Raw genomic sequence first — 25,206 nt, forward strand, 5'->3', positions numbered from 1 at the left:
CCAGAAATAGTCCGACCTTGATTGTGCGTCATTAAAAAGGTCGTCTGAAAACTTTCAGACGACCTTTTATATTTTCAACACCTGCAAATCAACCATCTATCACTCAACAAACCTGTATCCGCGCTCATCAACCTCCAATATAGAAGCATAGTCGCTACGCCAATCTCCCAGCACAATACGCGTATATGCGTTCTCTTCGTGGATATGTTCGCGGTGCGTATGTCCGTGAATCAGCAATCTGACGCCGTAATTATGGACGATATCAGAGGTGAACTTGGGATTGACATCCATAATTTCAGCAGCTTTATATTGCTTGTCGTGCTTACTGGTATGGCGGATTTTTCGCGCAATGTTCAGACGCAGCTTGAGCGGCAACATGAGGAACAACCGTTGCAACCATTTTTGATGAACTGTTTTCCTGAATTTCTGATAACGCACATCATCGGTACACAAAGTATCGCCGTGGCAAATCAAAGTCGGCGTACCGTATAAATCGACGACTGAATATTCCGGCAGCAGTACCATGCCCGCTTGCCTTGCGAACTTCTCACCTATCAGAAAATCACGGTTTCCGTGAACAAAAAAACATTCCACTCCACCCTCTGCAACATTACGGACGGCACGGGAAACGGTATCCGTCAATTCGGAATGTTCGTCGTCCCCTATCCAAAAATCAAATAGGTCGCCCAAAATATAAACCGCCCTCGCAGACGGTGCTTTTTCGCGCATGAAACGCAAAAACAGCTCGGTCAACTCAGGACGGGTTTCACTCAGGTGTAAATCGGCAATAAAATAAGTCGGCATAACGGCTGCAATATATGAAATCTCAGGCCATTATAGGTTTTCAGACGACCTTTGTATATTTAAAGGTCGGCGGATTCGCATTTGAAGTGCAACTTTCCCTAACAGAAAAAGGCCAGTATGCGGTAGCATACGGCCTTTCCTGCAAGAAAGATTGCCATGAGCTACACACAACTGACCCAAGACGAACGATACCATATCCAATACCTGTCCCGCCACTGCACCGTCACAGAAATCGCCAAACAGCTTAACCGCCACAAAAGCACCATCAGCCGCGAAATCAGACGGCACCGCACCCAAGGGCAGCAATACAGTGCCGAAAAAGCACAGAAGCAGAGCCGGACTATCAAACAGCGTAAGCGAAAGCCCTATAAGCTTGATTCGCAGCTGATTCAACACATCGACACCCTTATCCGCCGCAAACTCAGTCCCGAACAAGTATGCGCCTACCTGCGCAAACATCACGGGATAACACTCCACCACAGCACCATTTACCGCTACCTCCGCCAAGACAAAAGCAACGGCGGCACCTTGTGGCAACACCTCAGAATATGCAGCAAACCCTACCGCAAACGCTACGGCAGCACATGGACCAGAGGCAAAGTGCCCAACCGCGTCGGCATAGAAAACCGACCCGCTATCGTCGACCAGAAAACCCGCATCGGCGATTGGGAAGCCGACACCATCATCGGCAAAGGACAGAAAAGCGCATTACTGACCTTGGTCGAACGCGTTACCCGCTACACCATCGTCTGCAAATTGGATAGCCTCAAAGCCGAAGACACTGCTCTGGCAGCCGTTAGGGCATTAAAGGCACATAAAGCCAGAGTGCACACCATCACCATGGACAACGGCAAAGAGTTCTACCAACACACCAAAATAGCCAAAGCATTGAAAGCGGAGACTTATTTTTGCCGCCCCTACCATTCTTGGGAAAAAGGGCTGAATGAGAACACCAACGGACTCATCCGACAATATTTCCCCAAGCAAACCGATTTCCGAAACATCAGCGATCGGGAGATACGCAGGGTTCAAGATGAGTTGAACCACCGGCCAAGAAAAACACTTGGCTACGAAACGCCAAGTGTTTTATTCTTGAATCTGTTCAAACCACTGATACACTAGTGTTGCACTTGAAATCCGAATCCAAGGTCGTCTGAAAACATTTCAGATCAGATCAATGAAGGTGATTTTTCCCGCCCCGAGAAATAATTTTCTGATACGTCTCCTGATTGTGGACATCACTGATAGGAACAACATAAAAAAACTCATTACTGCGGACAAATCGGCTGATCAGATCCGCACGGATAGAAGTAAGATCGTGATACAGCAGGCTCAAACCCTTGCGTAATACATATTTCCAATCCATGTAGTTACGCGCATTCGGGCGAATATCGTTCATCGCATCCAATGCCAATAATTTACGGTTTTGCGTTTTTTTATCAACGGGATGAGAGTAAATCGAATGGAAATACAACATATCGCTACTTCCTTCTTCGCTGAAAAACGGCGGCAGGCTCAGCGTCGCATCGACATTACCCAAAGGATAGTCATCAGTCAGATAGTGAACCGCATATAAAAACAGCGAACCCTTGGTGTAATTCAGCTTTTTTAATGCTTCAACAGCAGCAATAGTAGTACATTGATGATCGGTATGAACATCAATATTCGGCGAAGGCGTAACAACAACATCCGGACGGAATGACTCGATGACGTAAGCCATATTGTCCACCAAATCATGCCAATTCGAACCACCATGCAAACCCTCTGATATGGCAGATTTATTGGCTCGCCGGAAAATACCCACATCTGCCGTCTCCAACTTGGCAGAAGGAATTTCACGCTCGGGGTGGCGATATAAAGTTTTCAGCGTTGTATCAAAAAAACCGAGCTGCAAAATGTTTTCAGACGATACCCCTGCCAAAAGCGGAACGGTCAGACTGTTCCAGACCCGCATCCGCCCCTTTTCCAAATATTGCTCCTTAGTTTCCGTAGGGCAGCGTTTGCTGAAAAGGTTTTCATAATGGAAACGCCCCGCTTCGCTTGCCGTTACCGTTACCACCATCGCATTTGCAGCATATTTTTCATACAGGCCGTAAGCTGCCAACTCCGCATCGTCAGCGTGCGGCGCAAGCACTAAAATTTTTTTATCATCTAGAGACATACGCGGATAAACAGTCAGTCTGACTTCCTGATTTTTCAACGATACCCTTCTGCCCCGTAAAAAAATTTCCCGACTTTCAGCATCGAACATATCGCTGAAGTTCAAATATCTCACCCCCCTACCGCCGAATTCGATGTAATGCTTCCAAATACCTTTGCGGGTTTCAATCTTAATATAGGGCAACAACCATTTGCCCAACAAAGAAGTTTCAACACTGACCGCAGCCAAGACCGTATCATTAATATCCACTTCTTGAGGTAGTTTTATAACTCCACCCTCCAATCGCGCTACAAAATGCCGGGGCAAACAGTCATAGCGATAATCCTGCGTAACGTTATAGGCAAAGCGTTTAATATGCATCCTCATGATAATCATCAAGAAGCACATTATCCCAAGAACCAACACCGCAAGTATTGTAAATAACAACATTATTCACCTCTAAAATTATTTTTCATAATATTACATTCCAACTTCATCCCTTTGGATTTATTACTTAACAGTTCATAATAAACAAATAACATATAAACTCAAAAACAAACGCGACATAGCGAAATTTTCTTATATTTTACGAAGTTATACAAGCATTAAAAATAAAAATGACAAAAGGATTAATAAACCTGGCATTGAATTTGTTAAAAAATATTAACCTAAATAAATATTACATGATATAAAACGTCTTATTTATATAAGCCCCTCCTGCAAATAGCGCATAATCATAAGAATAATAACAATCCTAGGTTCAATATCAGATAACCTTTTTTGCCACGATACCCTTCCCCTTCTTACAAAAATCAGGAACGGCTTTAAAACACATAAAAATCAGATAAATAAAACTCCCTAAAGCATGAACCACACAACAAATCCGAATTAAAAAGCTCTTTCCTGCAATACCTTGCTACCAACAATGAAAAAGGTCGTCTGAAACCCGTGTAATAGGTTTCAGACGACCTTTTGACTGTCAGGTTTTGTCCACCTGCTTTTAAAAATTACGCTTCTTTATTTTCAGTAGCTTTTTGGCGCAGGCGCAAGCTCAATTCGCGCAGCTGTTTGTCATCCACTGCATTCGGCGCGTTGGTCAGCAGACATTGGGCACGTTGGGTTTTCGGGAAGGCAATCACGTCGCGGATGGATTCGGCACCAGTCATCAGTGTCACCAAACGGTCGAGGCCGAATGCCAAGCCGCCGTGCGGAGGCGCGCCGAATTTCAGGTTGTCCAAGAGGAAGCCGAATTTTTCTTGTTGCTCTTCAGAGCTGATTTTCAGTGCGGCGAACACTTTTTCCTGTACGTCGGCACGGTGGATACGGATAGAACCGCCGCCGATTTCCCAGCCGTTCAACACCATATCGTAGGCGCGTGCCAAGCAGTTTTCAGGATCGGATGCCATCAGGTCTTCATGACCGGGCTTGGGCGAGGTGAACGGATGGTGCATGGCTGCCCAGCGGTCGCCGTCTTCGTCGTATTCGAACATCGGAAAATCGACAACCCACAAAGGTTTCCATTCGTCCACGAAGTAGCCGTTTTCCGCGCCATGTTCCAAACCGACTTTGATACGCAGCGCGCCGATGGCTTCGTTCACAACTTTGGCTTTGTCTGCGCCGAAGAAGATGATGTCGCCGTTTTGTGCGCCAGTACGCTCGATGATTTCTTTCAGGGCATTTTCGGACAGGAATTTTACGATTGGAGATTGCAGACCGCTGTCTTCACCGTTGGAAAGGTTGCTGACATCGTTCACTTTGATGTACGCCAAACCTTTCGCGCCGTAGATGCCGACAAATTTGGTGTATTCGTCGATTTCTTTGCGGCTGAATTTTGCACCGTTCGGTACGCGCAGGGCAACCACGCGGCCGCCTTTCATGTCGGCTGCGCCGCGGAAGACTTTGAATTCTTCCGTTTTCATCAGGTCGGTCAGCTCGGTGAATTTCAGGTTGATGCGCATATCGGGTTTGTCGGAGCCGTAGTAGAACATGGCTTCGGAGTAAGGCATACGCGGGAAATCGCCCAAGTCCACGCCCAGCGCGTCTTGGAAGACTTGTTTTGCCATGCCTTCGGTGATGTCCATGATTTCATCCTCGTTCAAGAACGAGGTTTCCAAGTCGATTTGGGTGAATTCGGGCTGGCGGTCGGCGCGCAAGTCTTCGTCACGGAAGCACTTGGTGATTTGGTAGTAACGGTCGAAACCCGCCACCATTAACAGTTGTTTAAACAATTGAGGTGATTGCGGCAGCGCGAAAAACTCGCCCGGATGAACGCGGCTCGGCACGAGGTAGTCGCGCGCGCCTTCAGGCGTGGAACGGGTCAGCATCGGGGTTTCGATGTCGATGAAGCCTTGCGCGTCCAGATAACGGCGAACGCCCATAGCGACTTGATAACGCAGGCGCAGGTTGCGCTGCATCACCGGACGGCGCAGGTCGATAACGCGGTTGGTCAGGCGCACGTTTTCGCTGATGTTTTCGTCATCGATTTGGAACGGCGGCGTAGCGGCGGCGTTCAATACTTCGATTTCTTTGGCAAGGATTTCGATTTTGCCGGAAATCATTTTGTCGTTGGTCGTGCCTTCGGGACGGTTGCGCACACGGCCGGTAATGCTCAAAACGTATTCGTTGCGGGCGGAATCGGCAGTGGCAAACGCTTCGGGTGTGTCGGGATCAATCACGACTTGGACGATGCCTTCGCGGTCGCGCAGGTCGATAAAAATCACACCGCCGTGGTCGCGTCGGCGGTGTACCCAGCCTTTGACGGTTACGGTTTGGTCTAAGTATTGCTCGCTGATCAGGCCGCAATAGTTGGTACGCATAAAATCACCTTTTTATATTGTTCAATTTGAAAAGAAGGAAAAGGTCGTCTGAAAAAAGACACCTTAATTGTTTTGTTCTGTATCGTCGTTTTCAGACGACCTGTGTTCTGCCAAAACCTTGACCCGAACTTCATCCGGCATCACCATACCCAGCGAAATCACATATTTCAATGCTTCGTCCACGCTCATATCGAGTTCGCGCACGTCGCTTTTTTTCACCATGATGTAATAGCCGCCGGTCGGGTTGGGCGTGGTCGGCACATAGACGGAAAGATAGTCGTCATCGTGCGGCAGGCTGCCTTTGAGTTTGTCGGGAATATGCCCTGAAACAAAGGCAATCGTCCAAATATTGGGCTGCGGGAACGGAACCAGCACGGGCGTTCTGAACGAGCGGCTGCTGTCGGAAAGCAGAGACTCGGATACTTTTTTGACGCTGGAATAGATGGACTTGACGACGGGAATCCGTCCCAGCAGGCTGTCCCATGCAGCGAGGATTTGGCGTCCTAAAACGTTGGCGGCGAACACGCCGGTCAGAAACAAGACGACAATGGCAGCAATAATGCCCAAGCCGGGAATGTTGAATCCCCAGAAATATTGAGGCTGCCATTGCTCGGGCAGCAGACTGATCAGCCGGTCGGCGGCAGATATGATATAGCTGACCGCCCAAATGGTTACGGCTATCGGCAGCCACACCAGCATGCCTGTAATCAGATATTTTTTTAATGCCTTGGCAACTTTTCCGCCTTCGGCCGTTTGTTCTGTCATCTTCTGTGTTATTCCGACAAATATCGCCCAAACGTTGCATTATACGCGTTTGGGCGATAGGAAACGAGTGTTTTTAATATGGGAAGGGTGTTTGTTTTGCTTTCAGACGACCTATGTGCAACATGGTATAAAAGGTCGGCTGAAAACAAGATTCGGCATTAAATTCCGTCCCAGTCGTTGAACATCAGACCGATGCCGATGCCGTTTTGTTTGTGGTTGTAATCAATCAGGCTTTCGCCGTAGCCGTGAAAGCCGCGCACGACGCCTTTGAGTTTGCCTTTAATCGGGAAAGTATAGGCGGCTTCAACCGCGCCGTGTCCGGTTTTCGGATTGTAGCGCAGCAGGGACGAAATATTTTGTTTGTCGTTCAGACGGTATTGCAGCCTCAAATCGCCATGACCCATGTAGTCGGTAATATCGGGATTGTCGTTGTTTTCACCGGTCTGATCGAATGCTCGCATCCACACGCGCGGGATAACTGTCAGCTTGCCCCATTCCATTCCTGCCAGCGCGTAAACTCGGTTCCATGAGCGGGATTCGGGGCGGCTTTGTCCATTGGATTGGTGGACGAAGCCTACGCCGACCATACGCAGTTTGCCGCCGAACGGTAAATCAGCCTTCACGGGCTGTGTCAGGAAAATTTCGGGTTCGTAATCGGTATTGCGGAACGGCGCGGATTTTCTGCCTTGGTTGTAAATCTGCCAATCGGATTTTTGGGTGTAGCCGAACCACAAGTCTGCGCGGGTTTTAAACAAATCTTCGGCAATTTTGCTTTTGAACGAAACTTGCAGTTTGGTTTCTATGTGTTTCTGTTCGCTGAATTTTTCCTGATTGGTCGTGCCGCGCGAAGGGGAGTGGGGATACAGGTTGGGCGAGCTGTTGTACCATGCGGGCATCAGGTACATGGGATTGTGCTCGCGTACGCTCAATAAGCCGCGCGAGTCGTTTTTGTCCAAATCGTACATCAGACTCAGTGGCGTGTAGGCATCGGCTGTGGTGCGGAGATTGTCTTCCGAAAGGGTGGATTGTTCTTTATTTTCGTCAAACACAATCGTTGCCGTTTTTTTCTCGCGGCTGGTGCTGATGGTTTTGGGCAAATCGACCGGTGCTTTGGCGGTTTCTTCGCGAATGACGGGCAGCGGAGCTTGCGGCGGCAGTTGAGCCGAGTAAATGCTGTCGTAACACGCCAAACGGGTGGCATTGTCTTGAATGGAGGTGCATTGCAAAGCCGTGTCGGCATAGGCGACAGGGGCGGTGGCTCCGCCGACAAGGATAAGCATCAAGGCGCGCCGGCATTTGGAGAATGACGGTTTTTCGTTTTTCGGAGTATTGCTTTGCGCCGAATTGTGTTTCAACATCTTGTCCATCATTTCATTCATAGGATTGCCGATTGGATGTTTTCAGACGACCTTTTGCCTGAAAATCCGGATTAATCGTTTGAAAAACAGATTAAACCGCATTTTACCGCCTTGCGCAGGTGTTACAGCAGGTCGTCTGAAAAGTTTACATCAACTTGCACCACATAAGGCAATGCCCCTGAAAGGTTAAGACCTCAGGGGCATCGTTATCTGCTTGCCCGTCCCGACGTGATGAAACACCAAGACGATAGGCGAAAAAGATTAAGCCAATGCTTTTACTTTGGCAGACAGACGGCTCTTATGGCGGGCTGCTTTGTTTTTGTGGAATACGCCTTTGTCAGCGATACGGTCGATGACTTTAACGGACTCTTGGTAAACTGCTTGAGCAGCAGCTTTGTCGCCGGCTTCAACTGCTTTCAACACTTTTTTCACTGCGGTACGGAATGCAGTACGCAGGCTGGCGTTGTGGGCGCGTTGTTTAACCGATTGGCGGGCACGTTTGCGGGCTTGTGCGCTGTTTGCCATATTGAATATCTCCTGAAAAATAAATTCTGTAAACGCGCAATTTTAAAGACAGATTTCTCTATATGCAAGTATTTTCTCTGTTTGCGCGCGCAAATCGCCCGTATTTTGCCCAAAAACGACATCTTGCGCAACGCAGTTTTCCCGAGTCTAAGAAATCGTGCCTTATTTCAATAAAAATCAGTCAGATATTGCTTTGAGTTCTCACCTACTTCCATTACAATAGCCCCGCTTTGTGCCGGGGTAATGATGGGGTGCAGAGTGTTCATTTTCTGTTAACAATCTTTCATCAGGAATCTGCCCGTATGAAAAAATCCGTATTAGCCGTATTGGCGGCATTATCGCTGGCCGCTTGCGGCGGTGGTGAGAAAAAAACCGAGCAACCTCAAGCAGGCAGCGCGCCTGCTGCCAATGCCGAAGCAGCCGCCACCGATACCTTGAACATCTACAACTGGTCGAACTACGTTGACGAGAGTACCGTTGAAGACTTCAAAAAAGCCAATAATCTGAAGCTGACCTACGACCTTTACGAAAACAACGAAACCCTCGAAGCCAAAATGCTGACCGGCAAATCCGGCTATGATTTGGTCGTTCCCGGTATCGCCTTCCTGCCCCGCCAAATCGAAGCGGGTGCTTATCAGAAAGTCAATAAAGACCTGATTCCCAATTACAAAAACATCGACCCCGAATTGTTGAAAATGCTGGAAACTGCCGATCCGGGCAACCAGTATGCTGTTCCTTATTTCTCAGGCGTCAACACTTTGGCGATTACGGCGAAGGGTAAAGAGCTTTTAGGCGGCAAGCTGCCTGAAAACGGTTGGGATTTGCTGTTCAAGCCCGAATACACCAATAAGCTGAAATCATGCGGCATCGCCTTGTGGGATACACCGAGCGAAATGTTCCCTATTTTGTTGAACTATTTGGGTAAAGACCCCAAGGGTGCAAATCCTGATGATTTGAAAGCAGCGGCGGAAGTGCTGAAAACCATCCGTCCCGATGTAAAACGTTTCAGTCCGTCTATTATTGACGAGTTGGCGCGCGGCGACATCTGTCTTGCTGCAGGTAACGGCGGCGACTTGAACTTGGCGAAAGCCCGTTCCGAAGAAGTGAAAAACAATGTCGGTATTGAAGTCTTGACGCCGAAAGGCATGGGCTTCTGGATTGAGTCTTGGCTGATTCCTGCTGATGCGAAAAACATCGCCAATGCCCACAAATACATCAACTACACGCTTGATCCTGAAGTGGCTGCGAAAAACGGCATTGCCGTCACCTTCGCGCCTGCAAGCAAACCGGCGCGCGAGAAAATGCCTGCCGAGTTGGTGAACACACGTTCTATTTTCCCGAACGAGCAAGACATGAAAGACGGTTTCGTGATGCCTCAAATGAGCGCAGATGCGAAAAAACTGTCTGTCAACTTGTGGCAAAAAATCAAAGTCGGCTCCAATTAATCCGGAATATTGAAAAACGCCGTCTGAAATTCTTCAGACGGCGTTTCTAATTTTACCGAAATATCCGTGCCGTTCACCTATTGCCTTGATGCACGGTTACGGTTGCTTAGGTTAAAACTTCATCTCCAAAGTCAGGGTGTAATTTCGTCCCGGTGCGGCGTAGCGGTTATACCTGCCGACATTATTGTGCCTATTGACCGCTCCTTCGGCAGTCTGCCTTACAGACTCCCAAGTGGTATACCGGTAGTTGAAGAGGTTATACACGCCTGCGCGCAGGGTCAGGTGTTTCTTGATATTGTAATATCCGGAAACATCCGTAACATGCCAAGGCCGCGTCCGCCGTGATGCTGCTTTTTTAGCATTGGCATTACCGTTCAACAGCGCCTGGCTACCTAGCAGTTCGTCAACAGATTTTGCCTTGGAATAAGTAAACATCGTATTGATGCCCCATATTCCGTCAGGATGGTCGTAACCCAAACCCAATACATATCGTGAAGGTTGGACGGCATCAAAGAGATATGAAGTTACAAACGTCCTGTCGGCGCGTATATCGGCATCTTTGACCTTGATACGGTTATAGGCAAGCGTGGAATACAACCCGTCCGGCAACCCGCCCCATACACCGTGCCAATCGATTTTACCCAAAATATTGATACCGGCTATCCGTGCATTTTGAGCATTTCGGTATCCGGGGTCGCCAGAAGCCGAAGTTTGCCCGTTTTGAGTTCGGGTTTCATAACCGAATGCAATCAGGTCGCGATAAGCATTGTTGAAATAGCTGGCTTCCAAATTGCCGAAGTCCCCTTTAAATACAATACCTGTCTCTCTATTAAAGGATTTTTCCGGTTTCAGATCCAACGTTTTCAAAGACTCCCCGGCTCTCCAGCCGTACATTTCGGCAAACGACGGTAGACGGAAGCCCGTAGAAGCGCGATAAGTCAAATCCATCCAGGTGAAAGGCTTGAGGACTACGCCTGCGTTCCAAGAAAGGTTGCGGTGAGTGCCGGTAGAGACACTCTTATCTTCCGAATGCGTACTGCGGTAATCGTAACGTATACCTGCTCCGACATCCGCCCACCTGCCCAAACGAACATTGTCTTGAACGGCTGCATAATAACCGTTGCCGCCGATATTCCTCGGTGTGCAGTCTGTATAGGTGTTATTGCCGAAACGGCATATCGGCGATGTATTGACCGTGGTCTTGCCGATAGACACCCAATACGGTTTGCCTTGGCTTCCGTTGGGTGACTGCGCCCCTTCCGGGATTTTCGATCCATATGCTTGAACTGCGTTTTGAAGATAATAATCGCTGTGGGACAATTGCGACTTAAAGCGGTCGTACCCTAGATTGATACTCAGATTGTGACGGATTTTGGCCGTATCAAATGCCTTTTTAAATACTGCTTGGAACAGGTTTCGGTTTTCTTCATAAATCATCCGGTCGGATTTATAGAAGGAATACGGTTTATTGCCGTCGGGACGGCAATTTTTATCCGAACCGTCGTGAGAGCAATGCGTCTGCTGCAAACGGTTGTCCAAATCTATACCTTGCCGGTCATAAGAAAGTCGGGCGTAATCGGCCCAGGTATCCTTGTCAGCATTATGGTAAACATATTCGACCCCGTACCGGTTTTTAGTATGGCGTTCATCATAAAACACGCCGGTACCGTAACCGATACCCTGCAATGTACCGCCCTCTCCCTGAACAAACAGCCTTTCGGCCTTATTATTGCCCGAATATTTGCCAAAGCCGCTCGGCGTACCGTTTCTCCGGACACTTTCATTCAGATCGGCCTCGGTAAAATAGGCAGGAACAGTCATATCCCGTGTATCAAAGGTCTGCTGCGTACGTTCAAGAACGGCTCCGACATAATGGCGGTTGTCCAAATGCCAACCCGGTCGGAACAGCCATGATTGGCTGCCATACTCAAGCGGGTCCGCAAGGAAGCGGCTGGGGCCGGTATAATCCTGCGTGCTGACGGTTTTGCGCTCATCTTTGGCCAAAGCATCTTTTTTCGCATTGTCTTTACAGGCCGCATATCCATTGGAACATTCCTCTTCGACAATGAAATTTGCGTACGGATGGGTATCCTCGACCGGCATCAGCCGGTTGAAACTTTGCACACCTTTACCAGCATCTTTATGCGCGTGGGTTTCCTTCCCCCGCCGTTTAGTATAAATAAGGAGGGCTTCCGCGCCGCCGCTGCGTCCTGCAAGCGCAAGGGACTGTGTCAGGGCATGGTCTTTTCCAGAATAGGCAGTTTTACTCTGAATGCCCCACTGTTTTCCCTCTCCGATAATGTCGGCTGCGGTTTTGGTTTGAAATGCGACCGAACCTGCCAATGCGCCGTTTCCGTATTCTGATGAATTCGAACCCTTGCTGATTTCAACGGCCTTAACGTTTTCATACTCAATTTCATTGATTGCGCCGCTGCTGCCCGCCGTCCTCGTCCCACCCAATGCCGCCTGCGCGGTGTAGGACTGTATTTGCGAAACGCCGTCTACCGTTAAGGAAACGCGGTTTTTATCCATGCCGCGTATTGAATAGCCGGAACTTGCGCCCCGACCCTGTTCGACCACGGCAATACCCGGATCGTAACGGGTCAGGTCTCGGATATTCAAAACCTGTTCTTTACTTAGCGTCTCGGAAGATTTGACCAGCTTGCCCAGCCCGGTTACTTCGTTATCACGGCGGGTTTTCTGTTTTTTCGCATTGACCTGCACGGTATCGAGCTGCTTTTCCCACACTTGTCCGGACGGTAAAACATCCGCATAAGCAGGCAGCGCAGTCATCAGCGACAGGCATAAAATATTTAATCGGAACAAATGTTGCTGTTTCATATCATTTCTCTACTTACTGCCTTCAGACGGCATTTAAAGCCGATATGCCGTCTGAAGAACTTTCCTCTGTCAACCGGCAGCCCAGTTTACCGGACAAGCTGTTGGCGTTTCGTACCGAATACCACTGCCGCCTTGCCGCTTTCTCCCTCCAATGTATTTCCGGAGAACGATCCGCCCATCTCAATGGCGTTTTTGCCGTAGAAGCCGCCGGACACATCTGCACGGATATTCGTTCGTTTCGGATCGATGGTATTTTTCGGATCTAATGCAAAGCCGTTTTCACCGGTTTTCGCCACACCTGAAAAACCGTTGCCCTGAATCGTGGCAGTGATGGTGAATACGGGGGCAATGCGGTCTTTCGCCGTCAGCATACCGTTGAGGGTTTTCTCGGCAAAATTAACTTTAAACTCCGCCCGGTTACCGCCTTCCTTATTGGAAGGTTCGGCACTCCAGCTCGTACCATTAACAATAGTACCCGACCATGTACCGCGATATACCGCCTCTCCCGCCGTTACAGGCATATCGGAAACCGGCGTACGGCTGCCCTGCAGGAACATATCGTGCGAACCGCGGTGTTCCAACACCCCGAAATGCAGGTAATCCAAATTGGAGCAGCATACCGACACCTTCACACCGTCTTTCTCAAATATATGCTGGAATGCCGTCTGAGTGCCTTCGGACGGCACAAGCGCAAGCTCTACGCCGTCAATCAGCAGTTTGGCCACGTTGCCGAAGCTGTCTATCTGTTTTTTCACAAAATCCGCACCGATGCGGTAAGCGTCCATAAAGGTTTCAGCCAATGGTTTTTCTGCACCGTCTTTCTGTTTCGCGCTGAATACGGCAAGCACTTTCTTATCGTTTGCCAAAAACTTGCCGCCCAACTCATCGCCCTGAGGCCCGTAGAAACCACCTTCCAGACTATCAGAATCAGAAACGAAGGGATGACCGTTCCCAGTATCTTTATCTGCAGCCAACGCCTTACCTTTGAAACGGTTACCGTGCAGGTTAGCCTGAATGTCGTAACGTTTAATTTGTTTGGTTTTATTTTCGGTTTCGTTATGGGTAATCCGGTTATTGCGGTAGAGCACGCCGGTCATGGTCTTGGCGGCGAAGTCCACCTCAAACTCGCTGGTCAGCCCAAAATCGGTCTGACCTTCCGGTGCCTCGCTTTTATTGCGCAACACATCCGCTTCCTCGGCAGACAAAGCCCCGTACCTATCGCCCGCTTGCGAATTACCCAACTGGGAAAACTTCTGTTTTTCCTTGGCATCGGTTACATAATCCCAAGTGCCTTTGTAAATCGACTTGCCCATCGGCAGAGCTTGGGAAGGATTGCTGCCTTTGTAGAAAAGGTAGCCGTCCGCGCCGGAAAGGGCGATATTGTTTTTGAAATCGATTTTATTGACACCGTTGCGGTAGATATAGCCCGAGCGGACATATTGGAAATCCGTGTATCCTTCCACACGGCTTTTGCCGTCGCCCGTTGTGATGGATTCGTTCAGCGTACCCTTATCCATCGCAAAAATCTCATTCTTTTGGGGAAACTCACCCGGCTCACCCTCACCTAATTTCTCCCAATCCGCTTCTGATAATGCCTTATGATCTTCTTTATTTTTCGGGTGCCAGTTCCGACGCGGTATTTTGGCTGCAAAACCGTAAACCGGACGGTCGTTTTCCGCCGCCTGCGCTTCATCGGGGTTTGCCGGTTTTTCAGTCTGTTCGTCTTGGTATTTCGGTGCTTCGGACTGCGGGTTGTGCTGTTTCGTTTCCACGCTGTCCAAATCGAAACTGCCGCCGCCCGCGCAGGCAGAAAGCAGCAGCACAGGCAGGATACCGGCTGCTTGGGCAATAAGTGAATTTTTCATATCAACTTTTTTAAAAATGATAATAGTTTATATTTTATTAACTTAAAATGTAATTTGCAAACATTTTCTGACATACCTTCACAAAACACCCGCACATCCTTACTCCGGATATGCGGGTGTTTGAGCAAACCTTGCCTAAACCAAAGACACCATTTCAATCTGCTCCATCGTCCTACCCAGAAAACGTTCGCCTATCGTTCTGAATTTCAAAGGAATATCGCTGACATAAAAACGATAGTCGGGATTATTGTTGTCAGTATTGAGTAATCCCTCCTGCGCAAGGATGCGTGCTGTTTCTTCAGCCGTCGTAATTGCAGAATCAACCAACGCGACATTACCCGCCTCCCTACCGATTAAGGGCTTGAGCAAGGGAAAGTGCGTGCAGCCTAACACCAGCGTATCGATGCCGTCTGCAAGCAATGGTTTGAGGTATTCGCATACGGTCAGGCGGGTAACTTCATGTTCCAACCAACCTTCCTCATCGGTACGGGTATGTTGTTTGTAACCGAGTTTGTAGAGGCCGTTTTTCTTTGTCCAACGGGCATCTTTGTCTTTGCTCGGTGTGGTTTGGCCGCTGACTTGTCCTTCTTCATCGACTTCTATGGCCTGACGCTGTTTGCTGCCGGCAGTCTGAATAATGGTGGCGTCAATGACGGCGGCGGATGCTTTCTCTATTTTTAGGCCTTTTTCGGTCAGTTGGCAGTTAATCAGTTCCAGCAATTCGGACAGGGTGTCGTCTTGCGCCAGCCAGTTGCGGTAGCGGCATAAGGTGCTGTAATCGGGGATGCTCAGTTCGTCAAAACGACAAAACAGGTTGAAATCGATGCGGGTGATGAGGCTGTGTTCGAGTTCGGGATCGGAGAGGCTGTGCCATTGTCCGAGCAGGACGGCTTTGAACATGGACAACAGGGGATAGGCGGGACGGCCGCGGTGGTCTCTAAGGTAACGGGTTCTTTGACGATTCAGGTATTGCTCGATCAGTTGCCAATCAATCACCTGATCCAACTTCAATAGTGGGAAGCGGTCGATGTGTTTGGCAATCATGGCTTGTGCGGTTTGCCGGAAGAAGGTGCTCATGGGAAATCCCCTAAATATCTTGGTGGGAATTTAGGGGATTTTGGGGAATTTTGCAAAGGTCTCAGCACAACTCTTCGATAAGCTCTGCCTGTGTTTTTTCGTGATCGGGTTTGTCGGCGATGAAGGGGTTTTTGCGGTGTTCGGTCATGGTTTTGGATTGTGGATGTTCGAGTGCGCCGATACCGCCTTCCTGATAGGCGCGTATCCATCGCCGCAAGTGGGTTCGGGAGATGCCGTAGTGGTCTGCAGTACGCTGTTGACTGCGTATGTGCAGGTAGTGGAGTACGGCTTGGTATTTGAAGTGTAATGTATATTTGCTCATAAAAAAACTGCACCTTGGTGGTTGGAGGGTATGTCTCCAACTTTTGGGGTGCAGTTCAGTTTTCAGACGACCTTTTCTTATGAATCAAACTGAGAAAGCACCTTTCAATCCTACATTCAAAATGTCAACAATTTTATGGACAAAGATACAAAAACCAAGAAACCCAAATCATATTTATCCTATAAAAATCAAAAAACAATCTTCACAATATTCAAACAACGTTAAAAGATGAAAGATTTTGTCTTGATTGAACAGGCGGTTTGCGTTATCGTTTGCATTCTTTCATTCATAAACTCTGTGTTTCATCCCAATTGATTGGACAGTCTGACTGTCGCCGTGTTTCTTCAATGCGCGTACCCTAAACCGCTGCTTGGAGGGCTTGCATTACAGGTGCTGTGGCGAGGCGGGTTGCCCCTATTGGTTTGAAGCCGTATAAAAGAGGTCATTATGCAATTATCAGGTGCACAAATCATAGTGCAAAGTCTCAAAGCCGAAGGTGTAGAGTATGTTTTCGGCTATCCGGGCGGCGCAGTCATCGAAATCTACGACGCTATTTTCCAACTCAATAAATTCAAGCATATCCTGGCACGCCACGAGCAGGCGGCGGTACACGCGGCAGATGCGTATTCGCGCGTCAGCGGCAAAGTCGGCGTTGCGCTGGTTACTTCCGGACCGGGCGTGACCAATGCGTTGACCGGCATTGCCACCGCATACAGCGACTCTATTCCGATGGTGGTCATCAGCGGACAGGTCGGTAATTCGCTCATCGGTACGGATGCGTTTCAAGAGGTGGATACGGTCGGCATTACCCGTCCGTGCGTCAAACACAACTTCTTGGTAACCAATGTCAACGAACTTGCCGAGACCATCAAGAAAGCATTCCAAATCGCCGCCAGTGGCCGACCCGGCCCGGTCGTGGTCGATGTTCCTAAAGATGTAACGCAGGCGATGGCGAAATTCAGCTATCCGCAGGAAGACATCTTTATCCGCTCTTACCAACCTGTCGTACAAGGCCATATCGGGCAGATTAAAAAAGCCGTCCAAATGTTGGCTTCCGCCAAACGTCCGGTCGTTTATTTCGGCGGCGGCGTGGTATTGGGCAATGCTTCGGAAGAGCTGACGAAGTTTGTCCGCATGACGGGCGCACCGTGTACCGGCACACTGATGGGTCTGGGCGCATATCCTTCAAGCGACCGACAATTCTTGGGTATGCTGGGTATGCACGGCACTTACGAAGCCAACCTCGCTATGCAAAACGCAGATGTCGTGTTGGCTGTGGGCGCGCGTTTTGACGACCGTGTCGTATCCGTTCCGTCCAAATTCTTTGAAAAAGCCAAAAAAGTCATTCATATTGATGTTGACCCGTCCAGCATCGCCAAACGCGTCAAAGTCGATATTCCGATTGTCGGCGATGTGAAAAACGTGTTGACCGAAATGATCGGCTTGTGGGGCAAGCAAGATACGACTCCCGCGTCCGATTCTTTAGACAAATGGTGGAAAAGCATCGAAGAATGGCGTTCGCGAGACTGTCTGTGGTTTGACAACGACAGCGAAATCATCAAACCGCAATACGTCGTGCAAAAACTTGCCGAAATCACCAACAACTCCGCCATCATCACTTCGGACGTAGGGCAACACCAAATGTTCGCGGCGCAATATTATCCGTTCGAACGCCCGCGCCAATGGCTTAACTCCGGCGGCTTGGGTACGATGGGTGTAGGTTTGCCGTATGCGATGGGCGCGAAACTTGCCGCCCCCGATCAAGACGTGTTCTGCATTACCGGCGAAGGTTCGATTCAGATGAACATCCAAGAATTGTCTACCTGCTTCCAATACCGCATTCCGGTAAACGTCGTTACCCTAAACAACGGCTACCTCGGCATGGTTCGCCAATGGCAGGAGCTGTATTACGGCAACCGCGAATCGGAAACCTATTTCGATTCCCTGCCCGATTTCGTCAAACTGGCGGAAGCATACGGCCACATCGGCATCCGCGTGGACAAAAAATCCGATGTTGAAGGCGCGCTTTTGGAAGCGGTCAAACAAAAAGACCGTTTGGTATTTATGGACTTCTTGACCGACAAAAAACAAAACGTGCTGCCCATGGTCGGCAACGGCAAAGGTTTGGACGAAATGGTCCTGCCGCCGCATATGCGCGAAAACCCGAAAGCGTAAGGAGAACGACAATGCGACATATCTTATCTGTTCTGATGGAAAACGAATCAGGCGCGATGAGCCGCGTGGTCGGTCTTTTCTCCGCTCGCGACTACAACATCGACTCCTTGGCAGTAGCCCCGACTGAAGACAAAACCCTTTCGCGCATGACCATCGTTACCCATGGCGACGAGCAAGTCATCGAACAAATCACCAAGCAACTCAATAAATTAATTGAGGTGATTAAAGTGGTCGATTTGAACGAAAGCCGTTTTGTCGAACGCGAATTGATGCTGGTAAAAGTCCGCGCCGTCGGCAAAGACCGCGACGAATTTTTACGTCTGACCGAAATATACCGTGGCAGCATCATCGACGTAACCGACCGCAGCTACACCATTGAAATCACAGGCTCTACCGACAAACTCGACTCCTTCCTCGAAACTGTCGGACGCGCCCAGATTTTGGAAACCGTACGCACAGGCGCAGCCGGTATCGGTCGCGGCGAGCGTATTTTGAAAATTTAAAACCGTCAGTTTTCAGACGACCCGATAGGTCGTCTGAAAACAAAAACGGCAGGAGAGATTGATGCCAAACATTAAAATCGTCGCACTGGTTACCGTTAAACCCGAATACACGGAAACGCTGAAACCCTTGTTCCAAAGCCTGGTCAAAGCCAGCCGCGCAGAAGAAGGCAACATCAGCTACGATTTACATCAAGAAATCGGCAAACCCAACCGTTTCGTCTTTGTCGAAAATTGGAAATCTCAAGCAGCCATCGACGCGCACAACGCAAGCGAACATTTCCAAGGTTTCGTTAAAGCCATCGACGGCAAAACCGACGCACTCGAAATCGTTTTGATGGAAGAACTCTCCGTTTAACCCTTTACCCTCAATCCAACTGTCCGGCATCCTCAACACAAGGCCGGAACCCATTTTATCCAAAGGAAATCAAATGCAAGTTTATTACGATAAAGACGCCGACCTGTCCCTGATCAAAGGTAAAACCGTCGCCATCATCGGCTACGGCTCACAAGGCCACGCCCACGCGGCAAACCTGAAAGATTCAGGCGTAAACGTAGTAGTCGGACTGCGCCAAGGCGGTTCTTGGAAAAAAGCCGAAGCGGCCGGTTTTGAAGTATTGTCCGTGGCCGATGCCACCAAAAAAGCAGACGTAGTGATGATTCTGCTGCCCGATGAAAACCAACCCGTCGTGTACAAAAACGAAGTCGAGCCTAACCTGAAACAAGGTGCGGCACTGGCGTTCGCACACGGCTTCAACGTCCACTACAACCAAATCGTACCGCGCGACGACTTGGACGTGATTATGGTCGCCCCTAAAGGTCCTGGCCACACTGTACGCAGCGAATTCCTGAAAGGCGGCGGCGTCCCTTCACTGATCGCCGTTTACCAAGATAAAAGCGGCAAAGCCCGCGACATCGCCCTGTCTTACGCAGCAGCCAACGGCGGCACCAAAGGCGGCGTTATTGAAACTAACTTCCGCGAAGAAACCGAAACCGACCTCTTCGGCGAACAAGCCGTATTGTGCGGCGGCGCAGTCGAGCTGGTGAAATGCGGCTTTGAAACCTTGGTTGAAGCCGGCTACGCACCTGAAATGGCTTACTTCGAATGCCTGCACGAGCTGAAATTGATCGTGGACTTGATGTACGAAGGCGGCATTGCCAACATGAACTATTCCATTTCCAACAACGCGGAATACGGCGAATACGTTACCGGCCCTGAAGTCATCACGTCTGCTACCAAAGAAGCGATGAAAAAAGCCCTGTACCGTATTCAAAGCGGCGAATACGCCAAAATGTTCATTCAAGAAGGCGCAACCAACTACGCCAGCATGACCGCACGCCGTCGTCTGAATGCCGACCACCAAATCGAAAAAGTCGGCGCACAACTGCGCTCCATGATGCCTTGGATTGCCAAAAACAAACTGGTCGACTTGGATAAAAACTAATTCGATTCAGCTAACAAAAAACCTGCCCGATAATTCGGGCAGGTTTTTTGTTATACACAGCGTAAAAAGGTCGTCTGAAAACCCAAATGTATTTCAGACGACCTTTTTATACCTAAGCTCTAAAAACTGCTTACTTCACAATCTCAACCGGACCATGATCGTCGCAGTGGTCGCCGTGTTGATGGTGCAGGCGGCCGTTGACGATATAGTCGGTGTGATCGCCGTGCGGTACGGCTTCATGGCCGCAGCCTTCGCCGTGAACGTGACCTTGGCAGGTGTCGACGGGATGGCAGCCGTCGGGATTGGTTTCATTGACGCTTAAGCTGTGTTCGTCGTAATGACCATTGTGTTCGTGGTGCAGATGACCGTCGTGCAGATAGTCGGTATGGTCGTCATGTTTGATGGCGGTATGGCCGCAACCGGCACCGTGGGTATGATCGTGATGATCGTGGATTTTGCAAGTCATTTTGATTCCTCTTTATCGGCAGTTGAATTCAAACCCTTTAGGTTACGTCCCTATAATATCCTTTTTTGGCATTTCAGTAAACAATTTCTTCTTTATTAACATAGTGTTACGGTATATCATTATAGCTTTTAAAGGTCGTCTGAACGTACGATTTCGAAGATATGTCTGTTGCAACTGTTTCAGACGACCCAACCATTCGTTATCATTTATAATGTCATTTCCTAGACGGCTTGGCAGCTTATGCCGATGGTTTGCGGGTCGTCTGAAAACAATATCAAGATAAATATAGGATTTTTCACTATGTGGGACACAGTACGGCAATGGCTGCATACTCTGCCGGTACGCGAGGAAGTGGTGGAATCGGTGCTGATGGTCATGGCACTGCTGGTTTTGCGGGGCGTTTTGCTGAAACTGTATCTGCGCCGCCACCCGCATTACAGCATTGAGGAAAAACGCCGCTCCTTGGTACTCGGCCGCAATCTGACGCTGATTTTGACGATTTTCGGGCTGGCGGTAATTTGGGCGACACAAATCCAGACGCTGGCGCTGTCGATGTTTGCCGTAGCGGCGGCGATTGTGGTGGCGACGAAGGAACTGATTATGTGTTTGTCGGGCAGCATCTTGCGCTCGGTAACGAAACAATATTCGGTCGGCGACTATATTGAAGTGAACGGCCTGCGCGGGCGTGTGGTCGATATTAATCTTTTGAACACGTTGATGATGCAGATCGGCCCGAACCCGCTGGTCGGTCAGCTTTCGGGCAAGACTCTGTCGTTTCCCAACAGCCTGCTTTTGAACCACTCCGTCCGCCGCGACAATATCTTGGGCGATTATGTGATTCATACGGTGGAAATTCCCGTGCCGATTCATTTGGATTCGGATGTGATTGTAGGTCGTCTGAAAGCCGTATTGGAGCCTTTGTGCCAACCTTATGTACCTGCCATCCAGCGGCATTTGGAAAACGTGCAGGCGGAGAAGCTGTTCATTACCCCTGCCGCCCAGCCGCGCGTAACCCGCGTGCCGCATGACGACAAGGTGTACCTTATCATCGTGCGCTATGCCTCGCCCGTGGCGAAGCGTTTAGAAATCCAGCAGGCGGTCATGGACGAATTTTTGCGCGTACAATACCGCCTGCTAAACCCTCAAGCTTAACCCCATAATCTATTAATAATCAGGAAAAAACTATGTTGCCCGAATTCGCCCTTACGCAAATGTACCCCGTCATCATGACCCCCAGCCACGACGGGAAATATTTCCACAATTACGTCCTTTCGCTGCTCAACATCGTCAACACCAGCGCGCAAAACGGCTGGCCGCTGCAAGTAATGATGCAGCGCGGCGAGAGCCTGATTACCCGCGCGCGCAATAATTGCGTGGCGACCTTCTTGGAAAACCAAGAATGGACGCACCTCTTCTGGATAGACTCTGACATCGGTTTTTCCGCCGAAGCGTTCTACCGCCTGCTTTTGGCGGATAAAGACGTCGTTGCCGGCATTTATCCGCTGAAACGGGAAAACTGGCCTGACGAAGGCGTTCCCGCCGGCACGACCCAAGCGGATTTCGAGCGGATGTACACCGCCTACACCGTCAACACAGGCGATAAAAACGAAAACGGCGAAATCGTCCTGCGCGTCGATGAAGAAGGCTTTATGAAAGTCGATGACGCGCCGACCGGATTCATGGTCATCAAACGCAGCGTGTTCGAAAAAATGATGGCCGCCTACCCCGAGCTGAACTACATCTCCGACAGCGACTACAAACGCGAAGACAAAGGGCTGCACTACCGCTTCTTCGACTGCATGGTCGATCCCGAAAGCAAACGCTACCTTTCCGAAGACTACACGTTCTGCCGCCTGTGGCAGCAAATCGGCGGCGAAGTTTATGTCGACGTCCAATCCAACCTGACCCACCAAGGCGCGAAAATCTACCGCGGCGCGTTTGCCGACTCACTGCAAACCAATATCGCACAAGCCGTGTTCGCCCCCGCCGGCACACCGATGAGCCTCGACCTCGCCGCCCCGCTCGCATCCAACCCGCGCGGCGCAGAATAGCGTAAAAACAGGGAAAGACGCTTTAAGCCTGACGCGATGGCACTATATCTCCCCTATTGTTTGCCCCGTCGTTTTCAGACGACCCCGAATCCAAACAGGTCGTCTGAAAACACAATCGGTTCGCCCGAACGGCAAACCTAAAACCCTAGACACACATTATCCCCATTTTCCCATTGACTCAGGCGGCAGCCATTTTTCAGACGACCTCCGTCCGACCCCGCCACCCACACAAAGGAATCCCATCTATGACCGACAACGTACTGCTCCATTTGGGCGAAGAACCCCGTTTCGACGCCATCCAAACCGCCGACATCAAACCTGCCCTGCAAACCGCCATCGCCGAAGCGCGCGCGCAGATTGCCGAAGTCAAAGCCCAAACGCACACCGACTGGGCGAACACCGTCGAACGTCTGACCGGCATCACCGAGCGCGTCGGCAGGATTTGGGGCGTCGTGTCCCATCTCAACTCCGTCGTCGATACGCCCGAACTGCGCGCCGTCTATAACGAACTGATGCCCGAAATCACCATCTTCTTCACCGAAATCGGACAAGACATCGAGCTGTACAACCGCTTCAAAACCATCAAAAACTCCCCCGAGTTCGACACCCTGTCCCCCGCACAAAAAACCAAGCTCAACCACGACCTGCGCGATTTCGTCCTCAGTGGCGCAGAATTGCCGCCCGAACAGCAGGCAGAACTGGCGCAACTGCAAACCGAAGGCGCGCAACTCTCCGCCAAATTCTCGCAAAACGTCTTAGACGCGACCGACGCCTTCGCCCTCTACTTCGACGACGCCGCACCGCTTGCCGGCATCCCCGAAGACTCGCTCGCCATGTTTGCCGCCGCTGCGCAAAGCGAAGGCAAAACAGGCTACAAAATCGGTTTGCAGATTCCGCACTACCTCGCCGTCATCCAATACGCCGACAACCGCGAACTGCGCGAACAAATCTACCGCGCCTACGTTACCCGCGCCAGCGAACTTTCAGACGACGGCAAATTCGACAACACCGCCAACATCGACCGCACGCTCGAAAACGCCCTGCAAACCGCCAAACTGCTCGGCTTCAAAAACTACGCCGAACTATCGCTGGCAACCAAAATGGCGGACACCCCCGAACAAGTCCTCACCTTCCTGCACGACCTCGCCCGCCGCGCCAAACCCTACGCCGAAAAAGACCTCGCCGAAGTCAAAGCCTTCGCCCGCGAACGCCTGAACCTCGCCGACCCGCAGCCGTGGGACTTGAGCTACGCCAGCGAAAAACTGCGCGAAGCCAAATACGCATTCAGCGAAACCGAAGTCAAAAAATACTTCCCCGTCAGCAAAGTTCTGGCCGGTCTGTTCGCCCAAATCAAAAAACTCTACGGCATCGGATTCACCGAAAAAACCGTTCCCGTCTGGCACAAAGACGTGCGCTACTTCGAGCTGGAGCAAAACGGCAAAACCATAGGCGGCGTCTATATGGACCTCTACGCCCGCGAAGGCAAACGCGGCGGCGCGTGGATGAACGACTACAAAGGCCGCCGCCGCTTCGCCGACGGCACGCTGCAACTGCCCACCGCCTACCTCGTCTGCAACTTCACCCCGCCCGTCGGCGGCAAAGAAGCCCGCTTAAGCCATGACGAAATCCTCACCCTCTTCCACGAAACCGGCCACGGCCTGCACCACCTGCTCACCCAAGTCGACGAACTGGGCGTATCCGGCATCAACGGCGTCGAGTGGGACGCAGTCGAGCTGCCCAGCCAGTTTATGGAAAACTTCGTCTGGGAATACGACGTCTTGGCACAAATGTCCGCCCACGAAGAAACCGGCGAGCCCCTGCCGAAAGAACTCTTCGACAAAATGCTCGCCGCCAAAAACTTCCAACGCGGCATGTTCCTCGTCCGCCAAATGGAATTCGCCCTCTTTGACATGACCATTTACAGCGAAGACAACGAAGGCCGTCTGAAAAACTGGCAACAGGTTTTAGACAGCGTGCGCAAAGAAGTCGCCGTCATCCAACCGCCCGAATACAACCGCTTCGCCAACAGCTTCGGCCACATCTTCGCCGGCGGCTACTCCGCAGGCTATTACAGCTACGCATGGGCGGAAGTCCTCAGCGCCGACGCCTACGCCGCCTTTGAAGAAAGCGACGACGTTGCCGCCACAGGCAAACGCTTCTGGCAGGAAATCCTCGCCGTCGGCGGCTCCCGCAGCGCGGCAGAATCCTTCAAGGCCTTCCGCGGACGCGAACCGAGCATAGACGCACTGCTGCGCCACAGCGGCTTCGACAACGCGGCTTGATAGTAAGGTTGATATTAAAAATATAGCGGATTCGATATAGAAATACCTGAACCGTCATTCCCGCGCAGGCGGGGATCCGGATCGTAAAGTTAAAGAAACCGTTTTATCCAATAAGTTCCTGTGCGGGCAGGTCTGGATTCCCGCCTGCGCGGGAATGACGGCGAAGATGTTTTTTATAGTGGATTAACTTTAAATCAGGACAAGGCGACGAAGCCGCAGACAGTACAGATAGTACGGCAAGGCGAGGCAACGCCGTACTGGTTTAAAGTTAATCCACTATATTTGAAATTTACTATAAAAGGTCGTCTGAAAAGTTTTCAGACGACCTT

At 50.2% G+C, this 25,206-nt stretch carries 20 protein-coding genes and 1 pseudogene; 10 read left to right on the forward strand and 11 right to left on the reverse strand.

Annotated elements, in window-relative coordinates; genetic code table 11:
* Positions 1 to 99 precede the first annotated feature (99 nt).
* The gene (gene lpxH / locus J7445_RS08190; protein ID WP_209282961.1) at positions 100 to 804 is read right to left on the reverse strand and encodes a UDP-2,3-diacylglucosamine diphosphatase; all 705 of its coding nucleotides are present in this window, start codon (positions 802 to 804) and stop codon (positions 100 to 102) included.
* 156 nt (positions 805 to 960) lie between these two features.
* On the opposite strand from lpxH, the gene J7445_RS08195 reads away from it, so the two are divergent.
* On the forward strand, positions 961 to 1,926 hold the full coding sequence (locus J7445_RS08195) for an IS30 family transposase (protein WP_209282962.1): 966 nt from the start codon (positions 961 to 963) through the stop codon (positions 1,924 to 1,926).
* A gap of 52 nt (positions 1,927 to 1,978) precedes the next feature.
* Here J7445_RS08195 and J7445_RS08200 read toward each other — a convergent pair whose 3' ends face one another.
* From J7445_RS08200 to rpsT, 5 genes are all read right to left on the reverse strand, one after another.
* Positions 1,979 to 3,394: a PIG-L deacetylase family protein gene (locus J7445_RS08200; protein WP_209282963.1), complete on the reverse strand. Its 1,416-nt coding sequence runs from the start codon at positions 3,392 to 3,394 to the stop codon at positions 1,979 to 1,981.
* Positions 3,395 to 3,951: 557 nt separating this feature from the next.
* Entirely contained in the window at positions 3,952 to 5,760 is a 1,809-nt protein-coding gene (gene aspS / locus J7445_RS08205) for an aspartate--tRNA ligase (RefSeq protein ID WP_209282964.1), read from the reverse strand.
* Between the two features lie 63 nt (positions 5,761 to 5,823).
* Entirely contained in the window at positions 5,824 to 6,525 is a 702-nt protein-coding gene (locus J7445_RS08210) for a DUF502 domain-containing protein (RefSeq protein ID WP_209282965.1), read from the reverse strand.
* 158 nt (positions 6,526 to 6,683) lie between these two features.
* Entirely contained in the window at positions 6,684 to 7,904 is a 1,221-nt protein-coding gene (locus J7445_RS08215) for a phospholipase A (RefSeq protein WP_070859355.1), read from the reverse strand.
* A gap of 240 nt (positions 7,905 to 8,144) precedes the next feature.
* Entirely contained in the window at positions 8,145 to 8,408 is a 264-nt protein-coding gene (rpsT, locus tag J7445_RS08220; RefSeq protein ID WP_002212556.1) for a 30S ribosomal protein S20, read from the reverse strand.
* Between the two features lie 302 nt (positions 8,409 to 8,710).
* Between rpsT and J7445_RS08225 the strand changes: the two genes are divergently transcribed.
* Positions 8,711 to 9,853, forward strand: a complete 1,143-nt coding sequence (locus J7445_RS08225; protein ID WP_070859356.1) for an extracellular solute-binding protein — start codon at positions 8,711 to 8,713, stop codon at positions 9,851 to 9,853.
* A gap of 111 nt (positions 9,854 to 9,964) precedes the next feature.
* Here the strand turns inward: J7445_RS08225 and J7445_RS08230 are convergent, their stop codons facing one another.
* From J7445_RS08230 to J7445_RS08250, 4 genes are all read right to left on the reverse strand, one after another.
* Positions 9,965 to 12,694, reverse strand: a complete 2,730-nt coding sequence (locus tag J7445_RS08230; protein ID WP_070859357.1) for a lactoferrin/transferrin family TonB-dependent receptor — start codon at positions 12,692 to 12,694, stop codon at positions 9,965 to 9,967.
* 86 nt (positions 12,695 to 12,780) lie between these two features.
* Complete coding sequence (locus J7445_RS08235) at positions 12,781 to 14,559, reverse strand: transferrin-binding protein-like solute binding protein (protein WP_070859358.1); 1,779 nt, start codon at positions 14,557 to 14,559, stop codon at positions 12,781 to 12,783.
* A gap of 135 nt (positions 14,560 to 14,694) precedes the next feature.
* Positions 14,695 to 15,636, reverse strand: coding sequence for a transposase (locus J7445_RS08245; protein WP_244969470.1), 942 nt, complete (start codon positions 15,634 to 15,636; stop codon positions 14,695 to 14,697).
* A 61-nt stretch (positions 15,637 to 15,697) separates the two neighbouring features.
* Positions 15,698 to 15,958 carry a helix-turn-helix domain-containing protein gene (locus tag J7445_RS08250; protein WP_107986463.1) on the reverse strand — a complete coding sequence of 87 codons (261 nt, stop codon included), beginning with the start codon at positions 15,956 to 15,958 and terminating at the stop codon, positions 15,698 to 15,700.
* Positions 15,959 to 16,405: 447 nt separating this feature from the next.
* Between J7445_RS08250 and ilvB the strand changes: the two genes are divergently transcribed.
* The 4 genes from ilvB (at position 16,406) to ilvC (ending at position 20,078) form a co-directional block, all read left to right on the forward strand.
* Entirely contained in the window at positions 16,406 to 18,133 is a 1,728-nt protein-coding gene (gene ilvB, locus J7445_RS08255) for a biosynthetic-type acetolactate synthase large subunit (protein ID WP_019271109.1), read from the forward strand.
* An 11-nt stretch (positions 18,134 to 18,144) separates the two neighbouring features.
* Positions 18,145 to 18,636: an acetolactate synthase small subunit gene (gene ilvN / locus J7445_RS08260; RefSeq protein ID WP_029609678.1), complete on the forward strand. Its 492-nt coding sequence runs from the start codon at positions 18,145 to 18,147 to the stop codon at positions 18,634 to 18,636.
* Between the two features lie 61 nt (positions 18,637 to 18,697).
* Positions 18,698 to 18,991, forward strand: coding sequence for a putative quinol monooxygenase (locus tag J7445_RS08265; RefSeq protein ID WP_070654369.1), 294 nt, complete (start codon positions 18,698 to 18,700; stop codon positions 18,989 to 18,991).
* A gap of 73 nt (positions 18,992 to 19,064) precedes the next feature.
* Complete coding sequence (gene ilvC, locus J7445_RS08270; protein ID WP_019271110.1) at positions 19,065 to 20,078, forward strand: ketol-acid reductoisomerase; 1,014 nt, start codon at positions 19,065 to 19,067, stop codon at positions 20,076 to 20,078.
* A 130-nt stretch (positions 20,079 to 20,208) separates the two neighbouring features.
* Here the strand turns inward: ilvC and J7445_RS08275 are convergent, their stop codons facing one another.
* Positions 20,209 to 20,544, reverse strand: a complete 336-nt coding sequence (locus J7445_RS08275) for a hypothetical protein (protein ID WP_003744687.1) — start codon at positions 20,542 to 20,544, stop codon at positions 20,209 to 20,211.
* A gap of 300 nt (positions 20,545 to 20,844) precedes the next feature.
* On the opposite strand from J7445_RS08275, the gene J7445_RS08280 reads away from it, so the two are divergent.
* The 4 genes and pseudogenes from J7445_RS08280 to J7445_RS12575 form a co-directional block, all read left to right on the forward strand.
* Positions 20,845 to 21,696, forward strand: a complete 852-nt coding sequence (locus J7445_RS08280; protein WP_209282966.1) for a mechanosensitive ion channel family protein — start codon at positions 20,845 to 20,847, stop codon at positions 21,694 to 21,696.
* 32 nt (positions 21,697 to 21,728) lie between these two features.
* The gene (locus J7445_RS08285; protein ID WP_209282967.1) at positions 21,729 to 22,595 is read left to right on the forward strand and encodes a hypothetical protein; all 867 of its coding nucleotides are present in this window, start codon (positions 21,729 to 21,731) and stop codon (positions 22,593 to 22,595) included.
* Positions 22,596 to 22,840: 245 nt separating this feature from the next.
* Positions 22,841 to 24,877 carry a M3 family metallopeptidase gene (locus J7445_RS08290; protein ID WP_209282968.1) on the forward strand — a complete coding sequence of 679 codons (2,037 nt, stop codon included), beginning with the start codon at positions 22,841 to 22,843 and terminating at the stop codon, positions 24,875 to 24,877.
* 174 nt (positions 24,878 to 25,051) lie between these two features.
* Positions 25,052 to 25,162 (forward strand): annotated as a pseudogene (locus J7445_RS12575) (IS5/IS1182 family transposase); the annotation flags it as partial.
* Between the last annotated feature and the right edge of the window lie 44 nt (positions 25,163 to 25,206).

Origin of the sequence: Neisseria sicca, assembly GCF_017753665.1 — a bacterium.
Classification (GTDB): Bacteria; Pseudomonadota; Gammaproteobacteria; order Burkholderiales; family Neisseriaceae; genus Neisseria; species Neisseria flava.